The 22,384-nt window shown below is 42.5% G+C and carries 19 protein-coding genes and 2 tRNA genes; 11 read left to right on the forward strand and 10 right to left on the reverse strand.

Annotated features, from left to right (window positions below):
• Positions 1–107 precede the first annotated feature (107 nt).
• The 6 genes from ftsZ (at position 108) to ACJV2T_RS02075 (ending at position 5,162) form a co-directional block, all read left to right on the forward strand.
• Positions 108–1,319: a cell division protein FtsZ gene (ftsZ, locus tag ACJV2T_RS02050; protein WP_116431860.1), complete on the forward strand. Its 1,212-nt coding sequence runs from the start codon at positions 108–110 to the stop codon at positions 1,317–1,319.
• A 24-nt stretch (positions 1,320–1,343) separates the two neighbouring features.
• Positions 1,344–1,802, forward strand: a complete 459-nt coding sequence (locus ACJV2T_RS02055) for a cell division protein SepF (protein WP_415683412.1) — start codon at positions 1,344–1,346, stop codon at positions 1,800–1,802.
• Positions 1,803–1,960: 158 nt separating this feature from the next.
• Entirely contained in the window at positions 1,961–2,779 is an 819-nt protein-coding gene (trmB, locus tag ACJV2T_RS02060; RefSeq protein ID WP_419398994.1) for a tRNA (guanosine(46)-N7)-methyltransferase TrmB, read from the forward strand.
• A gap of 581 nt (positions 2,780–3,360) precedes the next feature.
• Positions 3,361–3,432 (forward strand) — tRNA-Glu (locus ACJV2T_RS02065).
• Between the two features lie 294 nt (positions 3,433–3,726).
• Positions 3,727–4,407 carry an ECF transporter S component gene (locus tag ACJV2T_RS02070; protein ID WP_419398995.1) on the forward strand — a complete coding sequence of 227 codons (681 nt, stop codon included), beginning with the start codon at positions 3,727–3,729 and terminating at the stop codon, positions 4,405–4,407.
• 681 nt (positions 4,408–5,088) lie between these two features.
• Positions 5,089–5,162, forward strand: a tRNA-Ile gene (locus tag ACJV2T_RS02075).
• Between the two features lie 80 nt (positions 5,163–5,242).
• On the opposite strand, the gene ACJV2T_RS02080 is transcribed toward ACJV2T_RS02075, so the two are convergent.
• Positions 5,243–6,145 carry a carbohydrate kinase family protein gene (locus tag ACJV2T_RS02080; protein WP_415683415.1) on the reverse strand — a complete coding sequence of 301 codons (903 nt, stop codon included), beginning with the start codon at positions 6,143–6,145 and terminating at the stop codon, positions 5,243–5,245.
• 285 nt (positions 6,146–6,430) lie between these two features.
• A complete protein-coding gene (locus tag ACJV2T_RS02085; protein WP_419398996.1) occupies positions 6,431–8,026 on the reverse strand; it encodes an aminopeptidase P family protein in 1,596 nt (531 codons plus the stop codon).
• A gap of 277 nt (positions 8,027–8,303) precedes the next feature.
• Between ACJV2T_RS02085 and ACJV2T_RS02090 the strand changes: the two genes are divergently transcribed.
• Positions 8,304–9,761 carry a bifunctional folylpolyglutamate synthase/dihydrofolate synthase gene (locus ACJV2T_RS02090; RefSeq protein ID WP_415686986.1) on the forward strand — a complete coding sequence of 486 codons (1,458 nt, stop codon included), beginning with the start codon at positions 8,304–8,306 and terminating at the stop codon, positions 9,759–9,761.
• An 18-nt stretch (positions 9,762–9,779) separates the two neighbouring features.
• On the opposite strand, the gene ACJV2T_RS02095 is transcribed toward ACJV2T_RS02090, so the two are convergent.
• The 4 genes from ACJV2T_RS02095 to ACJV2T_RS02110 all read right to left on the reverse strand — a co-directional run bounded on the left by ACJV2T_RS02095 (position 9,780) and on the right by ACJV2T_RS02110 (position 14,540).
• Entirely contained in the window at positions 9,780–10,508 is a 729-nt protein-coding gene (locus ACJV2T_RS02095; protein ID WP_415689305.1) for an aspartate/glutamate racemase family protein, read from the reverse strand.
• 36 nt (positions 10,509–10,544) lie between these two features.
• Complete coding sequence (locus tag ACJV2T_RS02100; RefSeq protein ID WP_419398997.1) at positions 10,545–11,786, reverse strand: carboxylate--amine ligase; 1,242 nt, start codon at positions 11,784–11,786, stop codon at positions 10,545–10,547.
• A 128-nt stretch (positions 11,787–11,914) separates the two neighbouring features.
• A complete protein-coding gene (locus tag ACJV2T_RS02105; RefSeq protein ID WP_419398998.1) occupies positions 11,915–13,735 on the reverse strand; it encodes a UDP-N-acetylmuramoyl-L-alanyl-D-glutamate--2,6-diaminopimelate ligase in 1,821 nt (606 codons plus the stop codon).
• A 25-nt stretch (positions 13,736–13,760) separates the two neighbouring features.
• Positions 13,761–14,540, reverse strand: a complete 780-nt coding sequence (locus ACJV2T_RS02110; RefSeq protein WP_419399084.1) for an exonuclease domain-containing protein — start codon at positions 14,538–14,540, stop codon at positions 13,761–13,763.
• A gap of 149 nt (positions 14,541–14,689) precedes the next feature.
• Here ACJV2T_RS02110 and ACJV2T_RS02115 point away from each other — a divergent pair, with 149 nt between their 5' ends.
• On the forward strand, positions 14,690–15,376 hold the full coding sequence (locus ACJV2T_RS02115) for a sigma-70 family RNA polymerase sigma factor (RefSeq protein WP_419398999.1): 687 nt from the start codon (positions 14,690–14,692) through the stop codon (positions 15,374–15,376).
• A gap of 68 nt (positions 15,377–15,444) precedes the next feature.
• Here the strand turns inward: ACJV2T_RS02115 and ACJV2T_RS02120 are convergent, their stop codons facing one another.
• From ACJV2T_RS02120 to ACJV2T_RS02135, 4 genes are all read right to left on the reverse strand, one after another.
• Positions 15,445–15,519, reverse strand: coding sequence for a 50S ribosomal protein bL37 (locus ACJV2T_RS02120; protein WP_369803150.1), 75 nt, complete (start codon positions 15,517–15,519; stop codon positions 15,445–15,447).
• Positions 15,520–15,656: 137 nt separating this feature from the next.
• Positions 15,657–16,157, reverse strand: coding sequence for a Cys-tRNA(Pro) deacylase (gene ybaK / locus ACJV2T_RS02125; RefSeq protein WP_004105119.1), 501 nt, complete (start codon positions 16,155–16,157; stop codon positions 15,657–15,659).
• Positions 16,158–16,786: 629 nt separating this feature from the next.
• On the reverse strand, positions 16,787–17,842 hold the full coding sequence (gap, locus tag ACJV2T_RS02130; protein ID WP_004573912.1) for a type I glyceraldehyde-3-phosphate dehydrogenase: 1,056 nt from the start codon (positions 17,840–17,842) through the stop codon (positions 16,787–16,789).
• Positions 17,843–18,212: 370 nt separating this feature from the next.
• A complete protein-coding gene (locus ACJV2T_RS02135) occupies positions 18,213–19,010 on the reverse strand; it encodes a thiamine diphosphokinase (RefSeq protein WP_415687806.1) in 798 nt (265 codons plus the stop codon).
• A 299-nt stretch (positions 19,011–19,309) separates the two neighbouring features.
• On the opposite strand from ACJV2T_RS02135, the gene asnB reads away from it, so the two are divergent.
• The 3 genes from asnB to rpmI all read left to right on the forward strand — a co-directional run bounded on the left by asnB (position 19,310) and on the right by rpmI (position 22,362).
• Positions 19,310–21,196, forward strand: a complete 1,887-nt coding sequence (gene asnB / locus ACJV2T_RS02140; protein ID WP_415683422.1) for an asparagine synthase (glutamine-hydrolyzing) — start codon at positions 19,310–19,312, stop codon at positions 21,194–21,196.
• Positions 21,197–21,449: 253 nt separating this feature from the next.
• The gene (gene infC, locus ACJV2T_RS02145) at positions 21,450–22,187 is read left to right on the forward strand and encodes a translation initiation factor IF-3 (protein ID WP_174182727.1); all 738 of its coding nucleotides are present in this window, start codon (positions 21,450–21,452) and stop codon (positions 22,185–22,187) included.
• Complete coding sequence (gene rpmI, locus ACJV2T_RS02150) at positions 22,168–22,362, forward strand: 50S ribosomal protein L35 (RefSeq protein ID WP_004128670.1); 195 nt, start codon at positions 22,168–22,170, stop codon at positions 22,360–22,362. The genes infC and rpmI overlap by 20 nt, the downstream gene beginning before the upstream one ends.
• Positions 22,363–22,384: the final 22 nt, after the last annotated feature.

The following is a 22,384-nucleotide window of genomic DNA, read 5'->3' on the forward strand; positions in this document are numbered from 1 at the left end:
ATTATCAAAGCAGTGACATTTTTTCAGTTTATTGTGAAAACGTCGTCAGTATCGAGCGTTTTGCGCTAAAATATTGTGTAAACGTGCGTGAGTGACAGGAGATAACGGTGAGCGAGATTGCCCAGACTGACAATTTCAACGACAAAACCATCATCAAGGTAGTCGGCGTCGGTGGTGCCGGCGGTAACGCCGTCAATCGGATGATCAGCGAGGGCCTACAGAATGTAGAGTTTGTGGCCATTAATACTGACGCTAAAGATTTACTGCGTTCTGATGCTGATGTAAAGATTTCATTATCTGATGCTTCGAGCCGAGGCTTGGGTGCTGGTGCTGACCCTGAAAAGGGTGCTAAGGCTGCGCAGGATCATCAATCAGACATTGAAGAGGCACTCAAGGGTGCTGACATGGTGTTTGTTACCTGCGGCGAAGGCGGCGGCACGGGTACTGGTGCAAGCCCTATTGTGGCTCGTGCAGCTCATCAGCAAGGTGCTTTGACTATTGCTGTTGTGACACGTCCATTCGGTTTTGAAGGACCGCAACGTGCTGCATCTGCAAAACTTGGTATCGAGAATCTTCGCAAAGAAGTTGACGCGTTGATTGTTATTCCAAACGATCGTCTTTTGGAAATTTCTGATCGTACTATTGGAATTATTGAAGCATTTAAGACTGCAGATACTGCATTGCTCGCAGGTGTGCAAGGCATTACTGATTTAATTACCATGAATTCTTACATTCATGTTGATTTCTCTGATGTTACAGCTGTTCTTCGCGGAGCAGGTACCGCATTGTTCGGTATTGGTGCTGCAAAGGGCGAGGATCGTGCAACTCAGGCAGCTGAAATTGCTATTAGCTCCCCATTGCTGGAAGAAAGCATTGAGGGTGCTCATGGTGCTTTGATTAATATCGCAGGTCCAAGTGATTTGAAGCTTCAGGAAGCTTCTGCTGCAACTGAACTTGTTCGTAAAGCTATTCATCCAGAAGCTCAAATTATTTGGGGTCTTTCTTTGGATGATTCTTACGGCGATGAGGTTCGAGTTACGGTTATTGCTGCTGGATTTGATTCCCATCCTAAGGCGGAGGAGTCCTCAGCTAAAGCTGGTCAGTTTGTTGATATGCAAGCAGATGTTAAGCCTGTAGCTCCTGCACAGTCTACGTCATCTTTCAAAGAGGAAGCTCAAGCTGCTCCACAAGTAGAACAACCTGCTTCCATGCCTTCTATGTTTGAGCCTGCAATGAATCAGCAATATTCTCCTTCTGCAGCTCCTGTACAGCAGCCTGCTGAACCTGACGAACTAGATATTCCTGATTTTCTGCGTTAAGCGTAACGAGAGGAGGGTTGCTTCATGGCTGGCTTTATGAAGAACGTGATGTCATACGTTGGTATGGCAGATGTGCCTGAAGACGATGATTATGCTGAATCTGATGTTCAAGAAACGTCATTCGATAATGATCGCTCGGTAACTCCTGCTGTGTCGCAACGTGGCAATGATTTGCGTGGTGGTTCTGCTCGTGCGAATGCTAGTCGTATGAGTCGTATTACTACAATTCATCCTAAGTCTTACGATGATGCGCAAATGGTTGGTCGTGCTTTGCGAGACGGTGTTCCAGTGGTTTTGAACCTTACTGGTGTAACTGAATCAGTTGCGTATCGTATTGTTGATTTTTCTGCTGGAGTTGTGTTTGGCGTTCGTGGATCTATTGAGCGCGTAACTCCTAGAGTATTTTTGCTAAGCCCAGCACAAGTGAATATCAAAGTAGAGGACGCTCCGAACGGCAATACTGCGCGTGACTTGTTCTCCTAAAAATTGTATTTGCTAAAGAATTAATTAAGCAGCGTTTGTTTAACAACTTTCGCTGCTTTTTTATACTCTTTGGTAGCATAAAAGCGATGCGTACGAGCATGACTAAAATCATGCGAATTAAACTAAAGGCGTGTAGCCCAAATAACGAAAGTAATCTCATGAGCACTGAAAATGAAAACGAAAACACTACGCAAGCCAAGCAACGCACTGTATTGTCGTTTGTGCGTCGTTCTGGGCGCTTAGATGCGCGTTTACAGCACGCTCAGGAGCGTTACGCAAGTCAGTACCTATTAGACGTTACTGAAGCGCCTGGCTCATTTAGATTGCGCGAAAATTTGCGAATTACCTCTGATTGGATTAAAGATAAGTGGGGCAATGATGATCCGCTTATTGTTGAAATTGGTTCCGGACAAGGCGAAAACATTGTTGCTGCAGCAGAACGTTTGCCGGAAACTAACTTTTTGGCGCTTGAAGTTTATGATCCAGGTGTTGCTCACACAATGCTTCTTGCTGGAAATCAAGGTTTGACTAATCTTCGTATTGCGCAAATTAACGCTCCTGATTTCTTCGCTGCTTGCGACTGTGGAGTTTTAGAAGAAGTTTGGACTTTCTTCCCGGATCCATGGCCTAAAATGCGCCACCATAAGCGTCGTATTGTGCAACCAGAGCTTGCCTCTACAATCCATCAGGCGTTGCGTAAAGAGGGCGTTTGGCGCATTGCTACAGATATTGAGGATTACGCTTTGCACGTGCACGAAGTTATGGATTCTCGCAATGATTTCGCGAACATTGGCGAATTAAAAGTAAGTCTTCCAATTGAACACGTTGGAAAAGGTACAGCTGACACCGCTGCAGCTCTTCCGCACGCAGATTTTAGTGAGTCTGAGCGCTTTGACGGTCGCGTTCTTACGAATTTTGAGCGCAAAGGCTTAGAAGCTGGTCGCACGATTCACGACTTCACTTACCTAGCTCAATAACACTCTGCCGTCGCTGTTCTCGTATCTTTGAATCAGTGCTCTGCAGACGTTGATTTCCTACTGTCCAAAGAACGCTAACATCCGTGCTGCTGCACGCGTCGCACCAGAAAATCTCAATCTACGCACCCCACCGCAGCTTATTTGCGTAATTTCTTTTATTTTGATTAGTTTGCTGTGAGCAATAGGAATTGCTTGGTCGAGCAATATAAAAGCGGAACGATAGTAATAATCTTGTTGATGAATACTATTTTTGAAAGAAAGTAACTAAAAAACTAAACTTAACTACGCAACCGCTAAGTCCAAATAAGGTATAAGAGCGTAGCGCTGTCCTCACGGCTAATTGCCATTCGGCTGAGCTTGCGTTGAAAGCACACCGTGCTTTCAACTTGAGCAAGCTCACGCTCCGAGTTGATTTCGCGCGCACAATGCTGCGCTCAATCATGTCGTCACGCTAGTAATTCCCATTGCTCACATTTCGCTAAGAAAAAGAAACACACAGCAATTAAGCCGTACTTAACCTCAACACGCCGTAAGTTGCGCGACTCTTTTTTGAGTGTTAATATCATATGGTTTGGTTCGAAGCCCCCTTCGTCTAACGGTTAGGACACCAGACTTTCAATCTGACAACAAGAGTTCGACTCTCTTAGGGGGTACAAATTACAACGCCGCTGGTTTTTCAGCGGCGTTTTCGTTTTTTGTATTTCTGTTTTTTGTATTTCTGTTTTTGCTGCTTGCCTCTATTTTTCGTATTGTTGCGCAGCAATCAGTCTTTCATATTTTTTATAAATCGGTATAACTTCTGACAATGTATTAAATATCACAAAATGTATGTTGTGCTTTTTAGAGATGATACACTTTCTCATTGGTGCTTCTGCCCGGGCTGCGTAGGTCAGGAAGTATTCAATTAAGTAATTTACAATGCGCAGCAGCTTAAAAAAGGATTTCCTATGAGCGATATTTTCAATACAAATAATGATGGATTAGAATCGTCTAATTGTGTAACAGATAAAGTAGATAGTAATGCTGCTTCTAGTATTAATAGGGTTGTAAGCATGCGTTGGCGTGTTGCAGATATCGCATTAGGTGCTGCTCTTGCTGCTGTTTTTGGCGTTATTTTGTATGGCTATGGCTTGGTGTTTATTCCTTTGATTCGTACTTTGAATTCAGCTGTTCTTCCTGGTTTTGCAAGCATAACGCATGGTGTTTGGTATTTGTCTGGAACTCTTGCAGTTTTGCTTATTCGTAAGCCGGGTTCTGCAGTGTATGTAAACGTTGTTGCAGCATTTGTACAGGTGCTTCTTGGAACTCCGTTTAATATGCGGGATACGCTTATTTCCGCACTTTTGCAGGGTGTGTTTGCGGAGATTCCGTTCTTAATTTTCCGTTTGCGAAAGTTTAATTTGACTTTAAGCATTGCATCTGGATTGTTGGTAGCGTTTGAGTATGGAATTTTCTTAACATTTACTAAGTATCAAGCTAAGGCTTCAAGTTATATTACTATTCATATGATTAATGAGCTTATTAGTGGATTGTTGCTTTCTGGAGTGCTTGTGTGGTTTGTGTATTTGGCTTTGCGCAAAACTGGTGCTCTTGATAACTTTGCTTCTGGACGCTCTGACCGAGCTTGAAATCATCGGGATTTCAAGCTCCTTCAGAGCGTCGAGCTTGCTCAGGTTGAAAGCACGGTGTGCTTTCGACGCAAGCGAGGTCTGCCTTCGTCAGTAAAGACGAAGGCAGGGCAGGTTAGTATGGCTGTGCTTTAGAAACTAGGTTGTTCTTTATACGCAAGCCGAAACCGCCGAAAACACCAAATCAACCGATATTTTCGACATTTTCTATTGACTGCAAACACGCGCGTAAAGTTTCTGCCGTTTTTTCGCTCGTAGCCGACTTTTCCTTTACACGCCTGTAAAATTTCTGCCGGCATTGCTCACGTAAACGGCATAAACTGCGCGCGGCTGTAAAGTTTCTGTCTCCATTCCGTCATTTCGCGACTTTTACTTTACACCTCTGCACAGTTTCTGCCGGGATTGCGCGCGTAGGCGGCTTTTTCTTTACACGCGCGTAAAGTTTCTGCCGTTTTTTGTTACTGGTGCAGATTAGTGACTGCGTTAGTAACGACCTGCTTTAGCGCTGCGATTTAGCGCGCGAAAGCAACTCGGAGCGTCGAGCTTGCTTAGGTTGAAAGCACGGTGTGCTTTCGACGCAAGCGAGGTCTGCCTTCGTTAGCAAGGTCAAAAATTCGACTCACTGAGTTGGCGACGTTTATGGGTATGTGCTAATCTAGTCGTTGCTAACTTTGTTAGCGTGGGGCTTTAGCTCAGTCGGTTAGAGCAGCGGACTCATAATCCGTCGGTCCAGGGTTCAAGCCCCTGAGGCCCCACAAGATATAATAATGCCACTTCATTATGGTTTATGAAGTGGCATTTTTGTATCTTATAATTTAAATTTTTATTTTTTGTTTTATTTGTTATTTTCTACCATTGACAAGTAATCTGGTATTTGCTTTGGATACTTAGGCCATGCTCCTTCTTGAGTGCACACGAATGCTGCAGTATTAACAGCTGCGCGATGCGCCTCTTGCAAGCTTTCTCCCTTAAGAATATGCGCTGCAAATGTTCCTGAGAACGAGTCTCCAGCACCAACTGTGTCAAGAACCTCAACGTGTGGCGTTGGGATAGTAGAGCTTTCTCCGGTATTTGTAGTAATCGTGCTAAAAGTAGAGCCGCCTGTAAGAATCACATAATCTAGTCCGTAACGAGCTTGGAACCACTTGCAAGCTTCCTCGTCTGAAGTGTCGCGAATATTGAACATATCGCGCAATAAGAATAGTTCCGAATCGTTAAGCTTAAATACTGTTGCTTCTTGAAGTAATGTGTCAATAAGATCCTTAGAGTAGTGATCGCTTCTAATGTTAATATCGAAGAACTTCATTGCTCCAGGCTTAGTATGCTTTAACAATTGCAAAATTGTGTCGTGAGTTTCTTGAGAACGTAAGCTTAGAGTGCCAAAGCATACTGCATCTGCTCGTTCTACTAAATCAATGAGTTCTCGAGTGTAAAGAATATGATCCCATGCTATATTTCGCAGAATAGTGTACTCTGGTATTCCATTTTTTAGCGTTACTTCAACAGTGCTTGTTGGCCAAGCGTTGCGTTGAATAATTGAAGCGATGCCAGCTTTGTTCACTTTGTCAATCAGCTCATCGCCGAGTTGGTCTTGACCAACAGCGCTAATCATGCAACTTTGCGCCCCGTGACACTGTGCATGATATGCAAAATTTGCTGGTGCTCCTCCAACACGTTTTCCATGTGGGAGCAAATCCCATAAAAGTTCGCCGAGTGAAAGAACAATTGGCTTAGTCATAATATTCCTTTCGCGCGCGTCAGTGCAGCAAGTTTGTAGAGCTATACTTTTACTAAATATCTTCTCGCTTCTTCAAAAGCATTTTGATGCAAATTTTGCTTGTAAAAATGCTACATAAACAATTATGGTGCGCCCTTTCGATAAGTAACATGCGCAATGCGTGTTACGTTTCTATAGAGCGCACCATAAGTGCAATATTGTGTACGTTTAACTTAGCTTATGCTGGCGTACTATATTTATTATTATTCTTTTTTATTATATTTTTCTATTATTTTGATTTATTGCTTAATGCTGAAAAATATCACTTTTGTGAGCTTGTTCAGCCATCCATGCTTCTACGTCATCGATTTGCTTTGGAATGTCAATAGAAAGCCATTCTGGACCGTTTTCAGTCATTAGCACATCGTCTTCAATACGAATTCCAATTCCGCGCATTTCTTCAGGAAGCATCAAATCGTTAGATGCAAAGTATAATCCTGGCTCAATAGTGAATATCATTCCTGGAGTAATTTTTGCGCCCTGATAAGACTCGTAGCGTGCTTGCGCACAATCGTGTACGTCCAAACCAAGATGATGAGCAACACCGCAAGCGTGCCAACGACGATGCTGTTGACCTTCTGGCGAAAGTGATTCTTCAACGCTAACTTTCAAAATTCCCCATTCGTGCAAGTGTTCAGCTAGAACGCGCATGCAAGCATGGTGAATATCTGAGTAGGTTGCACCTGGCTTAGCTGCTTCAAAACCGGCTTGCTGAGCGTCAAGAACACACTGGTAAAGCTTCTTTTGTAAGTCAGTGAATTTGCCATTAGTTGGGAAAGTGCGTGTAATGTCAGCAGTGTAGAGGCTGTTAACTTCAACGCCGGCATCAATAAGTAGCAATTCTCCGCTGGAAACAACGCCAGTGTTGCGCATCCAGTGCAAAATTGGCGCGTGCTTGCCGGAAGCAACAATCGTGTCGTATCCTACTTCGTTTCCTTCCTCGCGAGCAACAGAATTAAAAGCACCCTCAATCATTCGCTCGGAATGCTCATGACCTAAAGCATTAGGCAAACGCGTAAGCATGCGGTCAAAACCAAGTTTTGTGGCTGCAATAGCTTTGCGCATTTCGCGAATTTCATAGTCGTCCTTAAGCATTCGTGCTTCTGCAGCGAATTCGTGCAATTTGTCGTCTGCGCAAGTGTTTGCATCTTCATCAGTAAATCCACTTGCCTCGCGCATTGTTTCAACTTTTGCAGTAAGCTCAGGATCGGTTTCTCGAACAATTCGCACGCGAATGCCTTCGCCATTAGCGTCGTCGCTTACGTTCTTTGCAATAGCGTCGTCAAGTTCTGCAATATCGCGCGTTTCAATGCCGGTCATTGCTTTAAGTTCTTTTAAGCCTGCACGAGGACCAACCCAATATTCTCCATAGTGAGGATCCCTGTAAAATGCTGAAGTGCTGTTATCTGCGCGTGGAGCTACAAAAAGTTCAGGCACATGCGTTTTTCCAGCCTTAGCTTCTTCGCTGTCTTTTTCAACCGGTTCCATAACAAGCACAGCACCAGCTTCGTAATCTTGACCTAAGCCAGTGTAGTAAGCAAAAGTAGTGTCTGGACGGAAAGCATAATCGCAATCGTTATTACGCACCTTTGGTTGTCCTGCAGGAATAACTAAACGTTCGCCTGGGAAACGCTTCGAAAGAGCCTCTAAACGAGCTGGAATGTACTTGCTAGATTCAAGAGCCTTAACTTCTGGCTCCTGGTTATCCCAGTTATTCGTCATAAAATCTTTAAAAGAATCACTGTTTGGACGAAGTGAGCGGTTATTTACGCGATCTTCTGCCTTTTGCGTGCCGTCAGCTTTTAGCTCTTCGCCGTGCTCAGTTGGCGTATATTCTGCCATTATGAGACTCCTTAATTTTTGCTTGTTAATTTTTGCTTGCGCAAATTATACAAATAGTAAATAAACAGTCAATAAACTAACATAGTCTTATTTAGTGTTTTATGCGAGTTTTTTAGTGCAAAATAGCAAGATTTTATACGCAATTTACAAAGTGCGTTTAAACTCTTTTGTTATGTGAATATTGTCACAACATATTTATATGCGTGTGTTGTTGGTATCAACTAATCTAGATAGTTGGAAAATGAGTAAGCGAGCGTAAAAATTAGGGGGAGTAGTTATGTCTATTGAAAATCCAAATCGCAATAATGAGCGAATTGTTGATATTGAACGCAATATTATGAGCCGAGCTCCAGAGCATAATAAAACTAATCTCGACTTGGATCGCATGCGTCTTATTCTCGATATTTTAGGTCATCCAGAGCAGTCTATGCGTGTTATTCACATAACTGGCACGAACGGCAAAGGTTCTACTGCTCGAATGGCTGAGTCAATTTGTCGAGCATACGGTTTGCGAACTGGATTATATACTTCTCCACATTTGGAGCGCGTAAACGAGCGCATTATGATTGACGGACAGGAAATTAGTGACGATCAGTTCGTCGATGTGTGGGATCAAATGAAAGACATTATCGACATGGTTGACGCTCGCATGGAGGCTGACGGTAAGCCGAAAATGAGCTTTTTTGAAGTGCTTACAGCCATGGCAATTTGGGCTTTTGCGGATGCTCCTGTTGACGTTGCTGTTATGGAAGTTGGCATGGGTGGCGAATGGGATGCCACTAATGTTATGAACGCTGATGCTGCAATTATTGGTCCGGTTGATATGGATCACATGCAATGGCTTGGAAACACTGTTGAAGAGATTGCGCGCACGAAAGCTGGAATTATAAAGCCTAATTGCACGGTTATTTTGGGTCCTCAGCCGCATGAAGCTAAGGTTTTGCCAATTATTAAGGAAGTTGCGGAGCGCAACCATGCTACATTATTGCGCGATTCTTCTTATGGTGACGGCGAGCTTGAAGTTGTGTCTCGTACTCCTGCAGTTGGCGGACAGGTTGTTACGTTGCGTACGCCTCTTGGCACTTATGAGGATGTTCCGGTTGACAAGTTTGGCAAGCATCAGGCTCATAATGCTTTGGCAGCTCTTGCTGCTGCGGAGGTTGTGTTGCCTGTAAATGGTGCTTTGGATGGCGATTTAGTTGCAGAGGCTTTAAGCCAGGTTAAGGTTCCTGGCCGTATTGAGCAGGTTCGTACTTCGCCTACGATCATTATTGACGGTGGACATAACGTGAATGCTGCCGAATCTCTTCGCGAAACTATTGAAGAAAACTATCATTTTGAGCAGCTTATTGGCGTTGTAGCAATGATGGCAGATAAGCAAGTTGAAGAATACTTAGGTGTTCTTGAGCCTATTTTGACGAAGATTATTGTTACGCGTAATTCTTGGCGTGACCGTGTAATGGATCCAGAAGAACTCGAAAAGATTGCTGTAGGCGTATTTGGCGAGGATCGCGTAATTCGTGTTGACGAGCTTCCGGATGCTATTCAAACTGCTGTTGATTTAGTTGATGAAGACGATGAGCTTGGTGTGGGCTATGGTCACGGAGTGCTTATTTGCGGCAGTTTCGTCACTGCAGGAGACGCGCGCACAATGCTTGTTGAGCACGTGAATCCGGATTTAAAAAAGCCGAAGGATCAGCGCGTAGCAATCCACCCAAATATTGACGAGTCCTGAAAATTAAGCAATCTTTTGCTACTTAATTCGCAAAAATTTAGCTTTTTCTACAGTATTTTTTACGAGTACTGCTTGAGCGTCAACTAACGGTATTTGCGGAAGAGGGAAAGCTTCATTAAGTACGCTTAATTCTGTGCAACCTAAAATAAGTGCGTCGCAACTGCACGTTCCTGCAGGGTCAAGCATGTCGCTTAAAACGGACTCGTAACGGCGCAAATTAAGATCGCCTGTGCCTTTTACATCATCATAAATAAGTGATGTAATGCGTTTTTGCAAATCGTCGTCTGGTGCTACGAATGTGTATCCCGCTTCTTCTATAGCGCGCTGATACACTCCAGCTTTACGTGACCCTGCAGTACCTAAGAATCCAATACGGTTACATTTAGACTTTGGGTAACGTTTAGAAACTTCAGCTACAGCACCACGCGGCATATGCATAATTGGCACATCGGTGAGTGCTTGGAACTTATCGTAAAAGTAATGCGCAGTATTGCATGTGAGCACAATAAATGAAGCGCCCATCGCAGTTGCTTTAGCTATGTCGTCTGCAAGAGTAGGGAATGGGCTTTCGGATGATTCGCCAACAATATATGCTGTTCTGTCTGGCACAGAAGCATCATTGAACACCACATAATCTAAAAACTCTTGATCGCTATGCGCATGCGTTTCTTTATTAAGTAAACGAATATAGCTTTCTGTTGCAAGTGTGCCCATGCCGCCAAGTACAGCAAAAAACGGACGTTTCATTGTCTCATATTCCCTTTCAAAGTTACGTAATAATTTTCACGCTTTGTTGCGGAAAAATTCTGCGTAACGTCTTGTGTAAATTGAAAACATATGACGAATCATCAACCAGCGTAGCAGATTCATATCTTTTTTATATTCTAGCGTAGTGCCCCAATCGCCACGACGAATCATATTAAGACCGCGCTTCTTTTCATCGCCTTCTGCCACATAATTGCAAAATATCGATCGCGGAATCTCCATCCACAGCTTTTCTCCACGGCCGAACACAGTATTTCCGTCAAAAGGCTTATGATCAATTAAATCTTCAACAAAATATTTAGCAATATTAAATCCGTTTAAAGTGACGAAATAGCTTGAGCGTCCTTGGCGTAAATTGATTTCAAAAAGCTTATACTTTCCGTCTCTTTCATCGTATTTCATATCAAAATTAGCTACGCCAACGTAATGTATATCTTCCAAAAATGCTTTAATATTTTGGAAAACTTCCTCATTGTAGTCTGGAATAATAGCTGCATAATTTCCGATTGCTTCTGGAGTTGGATCCTCCAGAAGAGGGTGTCCTAGAAACATCATGCGCACATGATGGTCGCTATCAACGTATGCATTCAGCACACGCATGCGGCTGTCGTCTCCAGGAATAAAGTCTTGCAAAATCATTTCGTCATCGTAGCCAGCTTTGTACGAGCGTTGAATAAGGGTATCAAGTTCTTGCGGAGTATTGATAATAAAAGCTTTTTTGCGTCCCTCAAAATCAATATCAAGCCATTTAGTGCTATTCGCTGGTTTCATAGCAATAGGGAAGCTGAATGGCAAATCTTCATAAGCATGCGCTGCTACTTCTTGAGCGTTTACAACTTTAGTTTTTGGATGAGGAAGATTGTATTTTTCACAAGTTTTATAGAATGAGCTTTTAAGACTAAGCTGGCGATTGAGCGAATTTGGCAATGTGTGGAAAGCAAAATATTCGTGCAATTCATCACCGCATTGGCTTAAAAGATTCGCGTATACGTCGCCGCAAGGAATAAGCAGAAGTTTGGTATTAGGATGTTCCTCATGCCATGATTTAGCAAAATCAAGCATTGTATTGCGGAATGTAGGAAGTTCTCCAAAGCCTGGAACAATTCTCACATCTACAATTTTGCTAAATTTCGTAGGTGAAAGTTGGAAGTGCGCAAAAGCAATTGAAGTAATGCCATATTCTTCATGGAATGCTCGAGCCATGCCGTATGCGTTTATATCGCTACCAAGTAACACAGGTTGAAATCGTTGATTCTTCATTTGTATCTTCTTCATTTGTTTTAGTTTGTTATTTAGTTTGTCTTAGTTTGTTAGCTAGCTTGTTATTTAGTTTATGTAGTAATTGCGTTTATTTTATTCGTATATTTTCATACTTTCGCATAAGCGTATTACAGACCAAAAAGACGCTTTATTACGAATGAATCACCCTCATACGGCACATGCTTTCGTTTGTTTTTAATCCAACGTTCATCGCCCTTACCAATAGCAAGAAGAATGTTTAATCTTCCATTTTTTTGTTCGCTGTTTGCAGCATCGTTGTAAGCATATTCTATTGCTTCAGCTCTGTCGATAATAATGCGTGAAGAAACATTCGTGTTCGTAACATAACTTTGCATATCCTCGCAAATATGCATTACGTCTTCAGTATCAGTATCTTCAGTAGTGAAAATAAACTGTTCTATGCGGTTTTGCGCTGCTTCAACAATCTCTTTACGGCGGTCGACAGCTTTATCTCCTGTGGAACCAGTTATTAGCGTAATTCGAGGATTAAATTTGCCGTAGCGTTCTTCTACAAAGTCAAGAACTGATTTTGTAGAAATGTAGTTATGCGCATAGTCGACAACTGCAATCATGTTTGAGTGCGTGTCTTTGAAAACTTCCATGCGTCCAGAAATTTTCACGTTCTCAATAGCGTGTAGTGCGTGTAAATCAGTATCTTGATTAATTCCCAATTCTCCTGCAATAGCGATCGCAGCTAAAGCATTTTCGTAGTTAAAATCTCCTGCAATAGACAATGCGAATTCGTCAATAGGGCAGTAGTGCACGTCTTCTTCGTAGTCGCTATCTTCATAGTCGTCGTCTTCGTAGTCGTCGTCTTCGCTTGAGTCTCGCATAGCGATGCAATGTGATTCACTATTTTCTACTGGCATTGCAATGTAGTCAGGAGTAAGTAATTCCGTGTAATCTTCATCGTTAGCAGGAGCGCAATAATTTATGCGATCGTCGTCAAGATCATCGAAATTGTCATTTTCGCAAGCATCGCCTTCTATTTCATCTCTTTTAATGCGCGCAAAAGTTGTTACGAGCACATTGTTGCGTTCTGCATCTTGTAAAAGAAGATCTGCGTGATCTGTATCAGAATTTAGTACTAAACGCTTAGTATTTGCAATAATTTGTCGTTTGCAATACAAGTAATCTTCAAAAGTTGGGTGCTCAATAGGACTAATGTGGTCTGGGCTAATGTTTAAGAATGCTGCAACATCGAATTTAAGACCGTATACGCGATTCACCTTATAAGCTTGCGAAGAAACTTCCATAACAAGATACTTCATGCCGTTATCTACAGCTTCGCGCATCATTTTGAAAGCATCAAAACTTTCAGGAGTAGTTAAATTAGATTCAACGTAATTTTTTCCGTCTACGCAATTATCTACTGAAGAAAACAGTGCTGTTTTACCGTGCGAATGGGAGTTTAGAATAGCGTGAGTAAAGTAGGCTGTAGTTGTTTTGCCTTTAGTTCCAGTAATTCCAACAATAGTGAGTTTTTCTTGTGGATTTCCAAAGAATGCTGCTGCAAGCACGCTCATTGCTTTTTTAGCATCCGTAACAATTAAACCAACAGCTTTTGTGTATTGCGCGTAGCTTTGTTCAGCAACATATGCAGCAAGTCCTTTGTTGTCTGCATCTAAAAGATATTCCGACTTAAAATTGCCTTTAATAAACAGAAGTGTTCCAGGTTTAATATCGCGAGTATCGTAAGTTGCGTTAGTAAAGCACTCATCTGCATCAATATTTGGGAAATAATACGGATTTAAAGACCATATTTCATTACGAGAGTGAGTAGAGTCTACAGTTTTTTCTTTAGTATTAGCACTATTAGCACTATTAGTATCTTCTGCTTTACAATATTGAATCATTTCGCGCAACAAACCATAGTGCTGCAAAATTTCACTTGCGCTTGCTAATGACAACGTGTTATGCATGATCATAATTTACTTCTTTTCACCAAATGTTTTATAGCCATGTTCCAGTAATAGGCTCACGTCCGTGAGATTGCAGCCATTGATTGAAGCTATCTCGCCAATTAATATAAGCTTCGCGCTGCCAATCCATCATAGTGTTCAGCCTCATGCAACTTACTGACTCATATAGTTTGCTCATTGGAGCAATCAAATCAAGAGCTGCAACTGTGTCTGCTGTAGCATCGTGGAAATCTCCGATTGGTTCAACTCCGTAAAATTGAGATGTAATAGTGAGAGTACGCTTGCCGGATCTTCTAGAAACAGCTCTATCGATAACAAGAGGATCAACAGTAAGAATGTCATTAGCGTTTAGTGCATGTATTGAACAAGTTGGGCGTTCTTCTAGCGCAGTAAGATGCCAACGCTTCAAGTCGTGACGTAACATTGAAATATCAAATGGAGCGTTATAAGCAAGTAGTGGAATATTCTTAGCTTGAGCCATGCTTACTGCGCGCGCAAGGAATTCAAGTTCTTCTTCAGGCTCTCCGCCGTGTTCTTTGAGGTATTCGTCTGTGAAACCATTTACTTCGCTTGCCTTAGGATTCATAGGCTTATGAGGGTTAATTAACCAAGTGGATACCACATCTCCAGCGTGAGCTAGTTCAGGATTGCGTAATACTAGAGTTGCAGAAACAATGGCATCTTTACCAATATTTGCACCTGTAGTTTCAGTGTCGAAACCAAGTAACCATGATTCAGCAAGTAATGTATTCTCATCTTGCTTAGGTGCTAAATCTAAAGCATTTAACAATTCTTGAATATGAGTTGGCATAGTCACAATACTACCGCAATGTCACGCAATGTCACACTATGCCGCGCTGCGTTATTGTGCTGCGATGTGTTATCATCTCGCGTTGCGCTACACTATGCAACACGATAAATCAGTAGCTATATGTGCAAAGTAAAAGTATTATTGACTATATGAGTGAGCAAATCGAGAAGACAAATGTTATGTGCTCTAAAAGCGTAAGAGCTAAAAAACAAAGTGCAAAAAATTGTAATGCTCGCTTATTTAGTGATCGTTTAGTAAATACTAAGCAAAGTTCTGCAATAGAAAGTCGACGCAAAAGATTTGAACAACTTGTATCTACTTGCGTTGATCCTTTATACACTCAAGCTATGCGTCTTACGCAAAATGCGCAGGATGCGCAAGATTTAGTGCAAGATACTTTTGAGCGCGCTCTTAAATCTTTTGAAACTTTTCAGCCTGGCACAAATTTTGATGCCTGGATTAACAGGATTGAACGAAATTTGTATTTTAATCAGTACGCGAAAGCAAAACGAAGCCCTAAACGTGCTAACGATGAAACTGGTGACTACAATGATTGGGATATTTATGAAGCTTCTAATCATTGCGCAAAAGGAATGCTTTCTGCTGAACAAGAATATTTAGAAGGGTTTGCTCCACAAGAGATTATTGCGGCGCTTAGTAAGTTGCCGCCTGAGCGCAGAAAAGTTTTTATTGAAGCCGCTATTCGAGGTAAATCTTATAAACAAATTGCGCAAGAAGAAGGCGTAAAAATAGGAACCGTTATGAGCAGACTTAACCGCGCTCGCATGCAACTTAAACGTGAGCTTTCTGATTATTCTGATTATTCTTGTGAATAAAAGTATGCTAAAACGAAAAAGCCCACGATTTACGTGGGCTTTACAGTATGTATAAGCGAATTTATAGCTTAAGCATTTGGCCTTTTGCCATGATTCGCTGCTTTTTTACGACGCGCCTTGCGCTTGCGGCCACGCATACCCATAATGCACTCCTTAACGATTAATGAACAACCTTAGGGATTATCGCACGTTGCCAAGACGTTATATTTGCCAACGTACTAATATCGTGCGAGTAATCACTTTTTGGTAGCAATATTTGCAGTAATAAAGCTTATGTTGCTTATGCTGCTATATCAGCTACAGTTGCGTTTAATAATGTTACGATATCTTGAGGATTAAGAACTACGTCCAATCCTCGTTTTCCTCCAGAAACAAGAATCTCATCAAATTGCATTACGCTACTATCTAGTACTGTTTCATGATGAGTTTTTTGTCCGAATGGTGAAATTCCGCCAACTACGTAGCCGCTTTCTCGTTGCGCAACTTCTGGGCTTGTCATACTTGCTTTCTTTGCGTGTACTGCTCCTGCAATTGCTTTCATATTGAGACGTCCATTTACTGGAACAATTCCAACCACTCGCTTTTCACCAGTGTCAACCATAAGAGTTTTGCAAACTTGAGCTGCGCTTACGCCTAGCTTCTCAGCGGCTTCAATTCCATAGCCGTCGTCCATGTGATCAGCGTCATGCTCGTATTGCGCTATGCGGAAGGTGATGCCTGCGTTTTCGAGTTGTGCAATAGCAGGAGTTGCTTTTCCGGTTTCTGCATGTTTTTTACTCATTTTGTTACCGTGCCTTATATTCAACTATCAAATTGTGTTACATGATATGCTATACCGACTGTTGACTTAATGTATATTAAACATATTGTTGCGCGAGTTTTGGGTCTGGCGTTTGGCTTGCGGGTCTCTGGAGTGACTGTGAGTGGTGGGTGTTACTTGTCTCGCAGCGCTCCGCTCTTATACCTTATTTGGACTTAAAGGTTGCGTAGTTAAGTTTAGTTTTTTTAGTTACTTTCTTTCAAAAATAGTATTCGTCAACGAGATTATTACTATCGTTCCGCTTTTATATTGCTCGACCAAGCAACACCCACCGCTCACTCGTAAATTCACCCACCATTGTTTTTTGGTGTGGTAGGAAGAGTGCCTGGAGTGGCACATGCAGTAGCACGGACGCTAGTGTTCGCTAATCAACAGGAATCAACGTCTGCAGAGCGCAACTGCAAAACTTCATGAACGTACAAGCATTCAATCAGTGCGAAAAATCTCAAATCTCACCTCGCTAATATCCACACGACTGAATATGACGCTAAAAATAAATATAAACCCCTTGTGAGCTTAGAAAGCAGCACAAGGGGTTTTAATATTAAATATTCGCACAATCAGCTATTGCTGATCGATGCTTAGCGAAATCACTCGGAGATTTCAGCGAAGTAAAGAAGGGTGCGAATCATGTTGGAGGTGAAGCCGTACTCGTTGTCGTAGAAGGTAACGGTACGAGCCAAAGTTACACCGTCAACAGTGTTCACATCGGTCTGAGTTGGATCGAAAACGCCACCGTGGGTGTCGCCGATGATATCAGAAGACACGATGCTGTCTGCATTGTAACCGAAGTACTCGCAGTTTTCGAAAGCCTTCTTGAAAGCGTCGTTAATTTCTTCAGTGGTTGCTGGCTTCTCAAGAACAGTAGTCAACTCGGTAACAGAGCCGTCTGGAACCTGAATACGCTGTGCGTGACCCTGGAGCTTGCCGTTAACTTCTGGAACAACCTTGCCGATTGCCTTAGCAGCGCCGGTGGAGTGCTCAATGGTGTTGCAAGCTGCGGAACGGTTGTTGCGTGGCTTGGAGCCGCGTGGGCCGTCGAGAATCATCTGAGTGCCGGTGTAGGCGTGAATTGTGGTCATGAAGCCGGACTTGATTCCCCAGTTGTCTTGAAGCAACTTCACCATTGCAGCCATGGAGTTGGTGGTGCAAGAGCCAGCGGAAACAATGTTGTCAGAAGCCTTCAAGATTTCGTGGTTAACGCCGAACACAACTGTTGGAGTGGTTTCGTCCTTAGCAGGAGCAGAAATAAGAACCTTCTTAGCGCCTGCGTTCAAGTGAGCCTGGGACTTTTCTGCAGAAGTGTAGAAACCGGTGCATTCGAGAACGAATTCAACGCCATCGTTCTTAACCCATGGAATGTTATTTGCGTCTTTTTCGGCGTAAACCTTATAAGTCTTGCCATCTACAACGATTGCGTCTTCGGTGGAGGTTACCTCAACTGGGGTGCCGTCATCGTGGCGGAATGTGCCGTGGGTGCTGTCATACTTGAGCAAGTAGGCGAGCATCGATGGGGTGGTCAGATCGTTGATGGCTGCGACTTCGATGTCACCTGCTTGACCGCCGCGAGCTTGAAGCTCAAAAATACGACGGAATGCGAGACGACCGATACGACCGAAACCATTAATACCAATCTTGACTGTCATGTGGTTCTCCCTTGAGTGAGACCTCGTGCGCAACGTTTAAGCCGCGCTATTTTCGCGATGAAAACTCACGCATTTAGGTCATCGTTATTTGAATTAACGGTGTTCATTTTAGTGTGCGGTATGTACGAAGAGTTGTAATATAGCTCACTTTTATTGCAATAATGCATTGTGAAAACAGTGAGCGTTAACATGCTGTGTTTTATGAGTGTTTTTGTGAATTTTTTGATAGTTTCCAGTTGCGTTTTTGCATAACATTTTACGAATCAATATTGTTCAATTGAACAACGCATGTAATTTTAAAAAGAAAAAAGCTGACGAGTTTTAAAGTAAAAGATTCTCGTCAGCCATTTGTGCAAACTAAAGTTTTCGCCTATTCGTTATACGTCATTGCTTCAGCAGCTGCAGTAGTCGAATATGTTGGAGTAGTCTCGCTTTCAAGAGGAACTGCTAATGCTTCCGATATAGAAGTATCAACTTCGCCTAAATCTCCAATTGGTCTTTTAAACCAGCTCACCTGTGGCAATGGAGTGTTAATAGGGAAGGTTACAATAAGTGTTCCTTCATGAACGTCAATATGAGCCGGCGTATCATTTAATAATTCGTTACTTAAACCTTGTACAGCATCTCCATGCATGGTTGCGTGTTTAAGCTGATACTTTAATCCAACTTCATTTACATCATTAGAAACTGGAGTATGAGAAAAAACGGAAACTATGCGCAAATCATCTCCAGATGATGCTGGAAAATCAAGAGATCCATCATGTATTGCTGTAACAATTTGACCGTCGCCGTACAAGAATCCAATTCCACCGCGACGCGCTAAACGAACCATAAGTTGAATATTAGAAATAGTATGGTCAACTCGACCACCTAATCCGCCAAAAATATGAAATTCTCGAGCGCCTTTAGCCCAACCGACTTTCAACGCAGAAAGTAAGTCCGGATCATCTTTTTCTGCAGGCAATCTAGTAATAACTGCATCAGTAGGGAGTTTTAATCTAACAGAGTCAAAATCGCCGATGAGTGCATCCACATGCAAACCTAATTTACATGCATGATCCCAGCCTCCATCAGCTGCAATTGTTAAAGCGCGATCTGGCACATGCTCACGCGTATGATCGTAATAATCTCCTGCTGCTAATACTACGCAGCGTTGCAAAGGTTCCATAGCAACATAATAACGCTGCATTTGTACTGATGGCATACATTTATAACAAGAGTTTATAAGCGTAGCGTCAACCAACATTTGACTATGTTTTATGCCATTTTTTGGATTTGATATTAGCGTATTTGATTGCTTTTATTTCGGCAAATACAGGAATTTTTAGACTAATACTCGCTTAACATAAAGTGCTTGGTGTAATATTGCATGGCAAGTTAGATTTTCCAAGTTATTATGGATTTTCGTTAATTATTTGCTAGTAGACTAACGTAATGCTGTGTTGTATATTCTACGAGGAGAAATAAATGTGCGGAATTGCAGGGTTCATTAATGACACCCCAATTAACGTCAAAAGCCAAATTGTAAAAGATATGACAGATGTGATTGCGCATCGTGGTCCTGACGAGTATGGAACTATGATTGACGAACACGCAGCACTCGGTTTTCGTCGACTTAGCATTATAGATCTTCACGGTGGATCCCAACCTATGTACAACGAGGATGGGAATCTTGCAGTTACTTTCAATGGCGAGATTTATAACTACAAGCCACTTCGCGAAGAACTTATTAAAGCTGGTCACACTTTCCACACTGATTGCGACACAGAAGTATTAGTGCACGGCTACGAAGAGTGGGGTAAAGGCTTACTTAATCGCTTACGCGGAATGTTTGCATTCGTTATTTGGAACAAGAGTACTCAAGAATTGTTCGGCGCTCGCGATCATTTTGGTATTAAGCCTTTTTATTATGCGCAAATGAACGGTACTTTTATGTACGGATCCGAAATTAAATCTTTACTGCGCCATCCAGATTTTAAGAAGGAACTTAACGAAAATGCGCTTAAGCCGTTTATGACATTCCAATATCCTGCAATTAACGAAACTTTCTTCAAAGGCGTTTTTAAGCTGCGTGAAGGTAATTGCTTTACGTATAAGAATGGCGAAATGAAGATTGAGCAATATTACGATCCTAATTTCAAAGAAACAAAGCAACGCTTGAATGAATTAGTTGATTCTATCGATAAAACAGTTTGTGATTCTGTTAAAGCTCACCAAATTGCGGATGTTGAAGTTGGTTCGTTCCTTTCTTCTGGAGTTGATTCAAGTTATGTTGCCGCTGTTGCGCGCCCTGAACACACATACTCTATTGGTTTTGCCGGTGGAAGATACAATGAATCCAAACAAGCAAGCGAATTGGCAAAAATTATTGGCTTAAACAATAAATCTGAAATTATTGACGCTGCTGACGCATTCCGTTATTTCCCACAAATTCAGTGGTATTTGGACGAGCCTGATTCTAACTTCTCTTGCGTCCCATTATTCTTCCTTGCAAAATTAGCTTCGCAAGATTTACGCGTTGTGCTAAGCGGTGAGGGAGCAGATGAATTATTTGCAGGATACATTGATTATGGTGTTCATACGCGTTCTAAACTTATTAAAGTTGTGACTCGCATGCTTGCAAAGTTGCCAAAAAAGTTGCGTTACGCGATTGGTCGAGCTGCAAAGGGTAAGCATTTCCACGGAGCTTGGCATTTGTACGCTAATTTAGCTCCAGCTGAGGAGCATTTTATCGGTCAGTCAAAGGTTTTCAATGAGGAAGATGCTGTAAAACTTTTGAAGCCTGAGTATCGCAAAGGTCCTAGCGTTCGCAGCATTGTCGATGCTATTTACAATAGAATTGCTGGTAAGGGACTTTCTGAAGTGAAGAAAAAGCAATATCTTGATATGCATCAATGGATGCCAGGAGATATTTTGCTTAAGGCAGATAAAATGACTATGGCTCATTCTTTGGAGCTTCGCGTGCCTTTGCTTGATCGCGTGCTCATGGATGTTGCAGAAAAAGTTCCTACTAAATACTTAATTACTGACGAAAATACGAAGTTTGCTTTCCGACAAGCTGCGTCCCGTCATTTGCCAAAAGCTTGGTATGACAGAGAAAAGCTCGGTTTCCCTGTGCCGGTTAAGGATTGGTTGCGCGAGGAACGTTTTTATAAGATTGTGCGTAAGACGTTTGAAAGTGACGACGCTGCTAAATTCTTCGATAGAGATGCTTTACTTCGTATGATTGACGATAATTATGCAAAGAAAAATGACGATCGTCGTAAGATTTGGACAGTTTACACATTCCTGACTTGGTATGATGTGTACTTTAATCACGATGGATTGAAGCCTGAGCCAATGCAGTTAGCGTAGAAATCGCATAGTTCTAGCTTTGATTTGTGGCAGTCAAAACGCGTTTCGTGTGTTGACTGCCTTTTTGTCAAGGCTTCTAGTAGAATAGACATTCGGCTTGAGTAATCAAGAAAGTGGGATGTCCCCACCTGGAAGCCTACTGTGGTTTCGGGTTCATGACTTCGGTCACGTAAGTTAGCTTCTTGTGCTGCTTGCTGCGCTGTTTATAGCGTTTTATTGATATGAAGTAGTGAATCTTAAGCTCTTGGACTTCTTGGTGTATTGCATCTTACAAGTATTTAGAAGGATTGGAGTCATCATTAGCGACGAACCACGCATTAACGAGGAAATTCGAGTCCCTCAGGTGCGCCTTATTGGTCCAAAGGGCGAGCAAGTGGGAGTTATCGCAACCTCTGTCGCGTTAAACCTTGCAAGGGAAGCTAACCTCGATCTTGTCGAAGTTGCACCTACTGCTAAGCCTCCAGTAGCCAAGCTTATTGACTACGGTAAGTACAAGTACAACGAAAAGATTAAGGCTCGTGAAGCACGTCGTAATCAGACTGTCGCAGAGGTTAAGGAAATTCGTTTCCGCCTCAAGATCGACGATCACGATTTCGATGTGAAGAAAGGTCATGTGCTTCGTTTCTTGAACGGCGGAGACAAGGTAAAAGTAACTATTATGTTGCGTGGCCGTGAGCAATCTCGTCCAGTTGGTGGCGTTGAATTGTTGCGCCGACTTGCAGATGAGGTCTCTGAAAGTGGCACAGTAGAGTTTGCGCCAAAGCAAGAAGGTCGAAATATTATTATGACTCTTGCTCCAAAAGGCAAGAAAATTCATACACAGTCTGAGCAGCGTCGTCGTGGCGCTGAATCTCGCGCTGAGCGTCAAGCTCGTCAGGCTGCTCGTCTTGCGGCTAAGCAAGAGGTTCAGTCACAAGCTGCAGCTGCAGTAAATGCTATGCAATCCGATCAACATCACAAGGAGGGCAGCAATGCCGAAGATGAAAACTAATTCCGCAGCGTCCAAGCGCGTTCGTCTTACCGGTACCGGTAAGGTGATGCACGATGGTAGCGCCATGCGCCACAACTTGGAGCACAAGTCGGCTCGTAAGCGTCGTGCTCTTTCTGAAGATAAAGTATTGGCTACTGCGCAGAGCAAGAAGCTTAAGGGCTTGCTCGTTAAGTAAGTAACAAGTAAGAATTGCTTGT

Source organism: Gardnerella phocaeensis (assembly GCF_048545075.1).
GTDB lineage: Bacteria > Actinomycetota > Actinomycetes > Actinomycetales > Bifidobacteriaceae > Bifidobacterium > Bifidobacterium vaginale_J.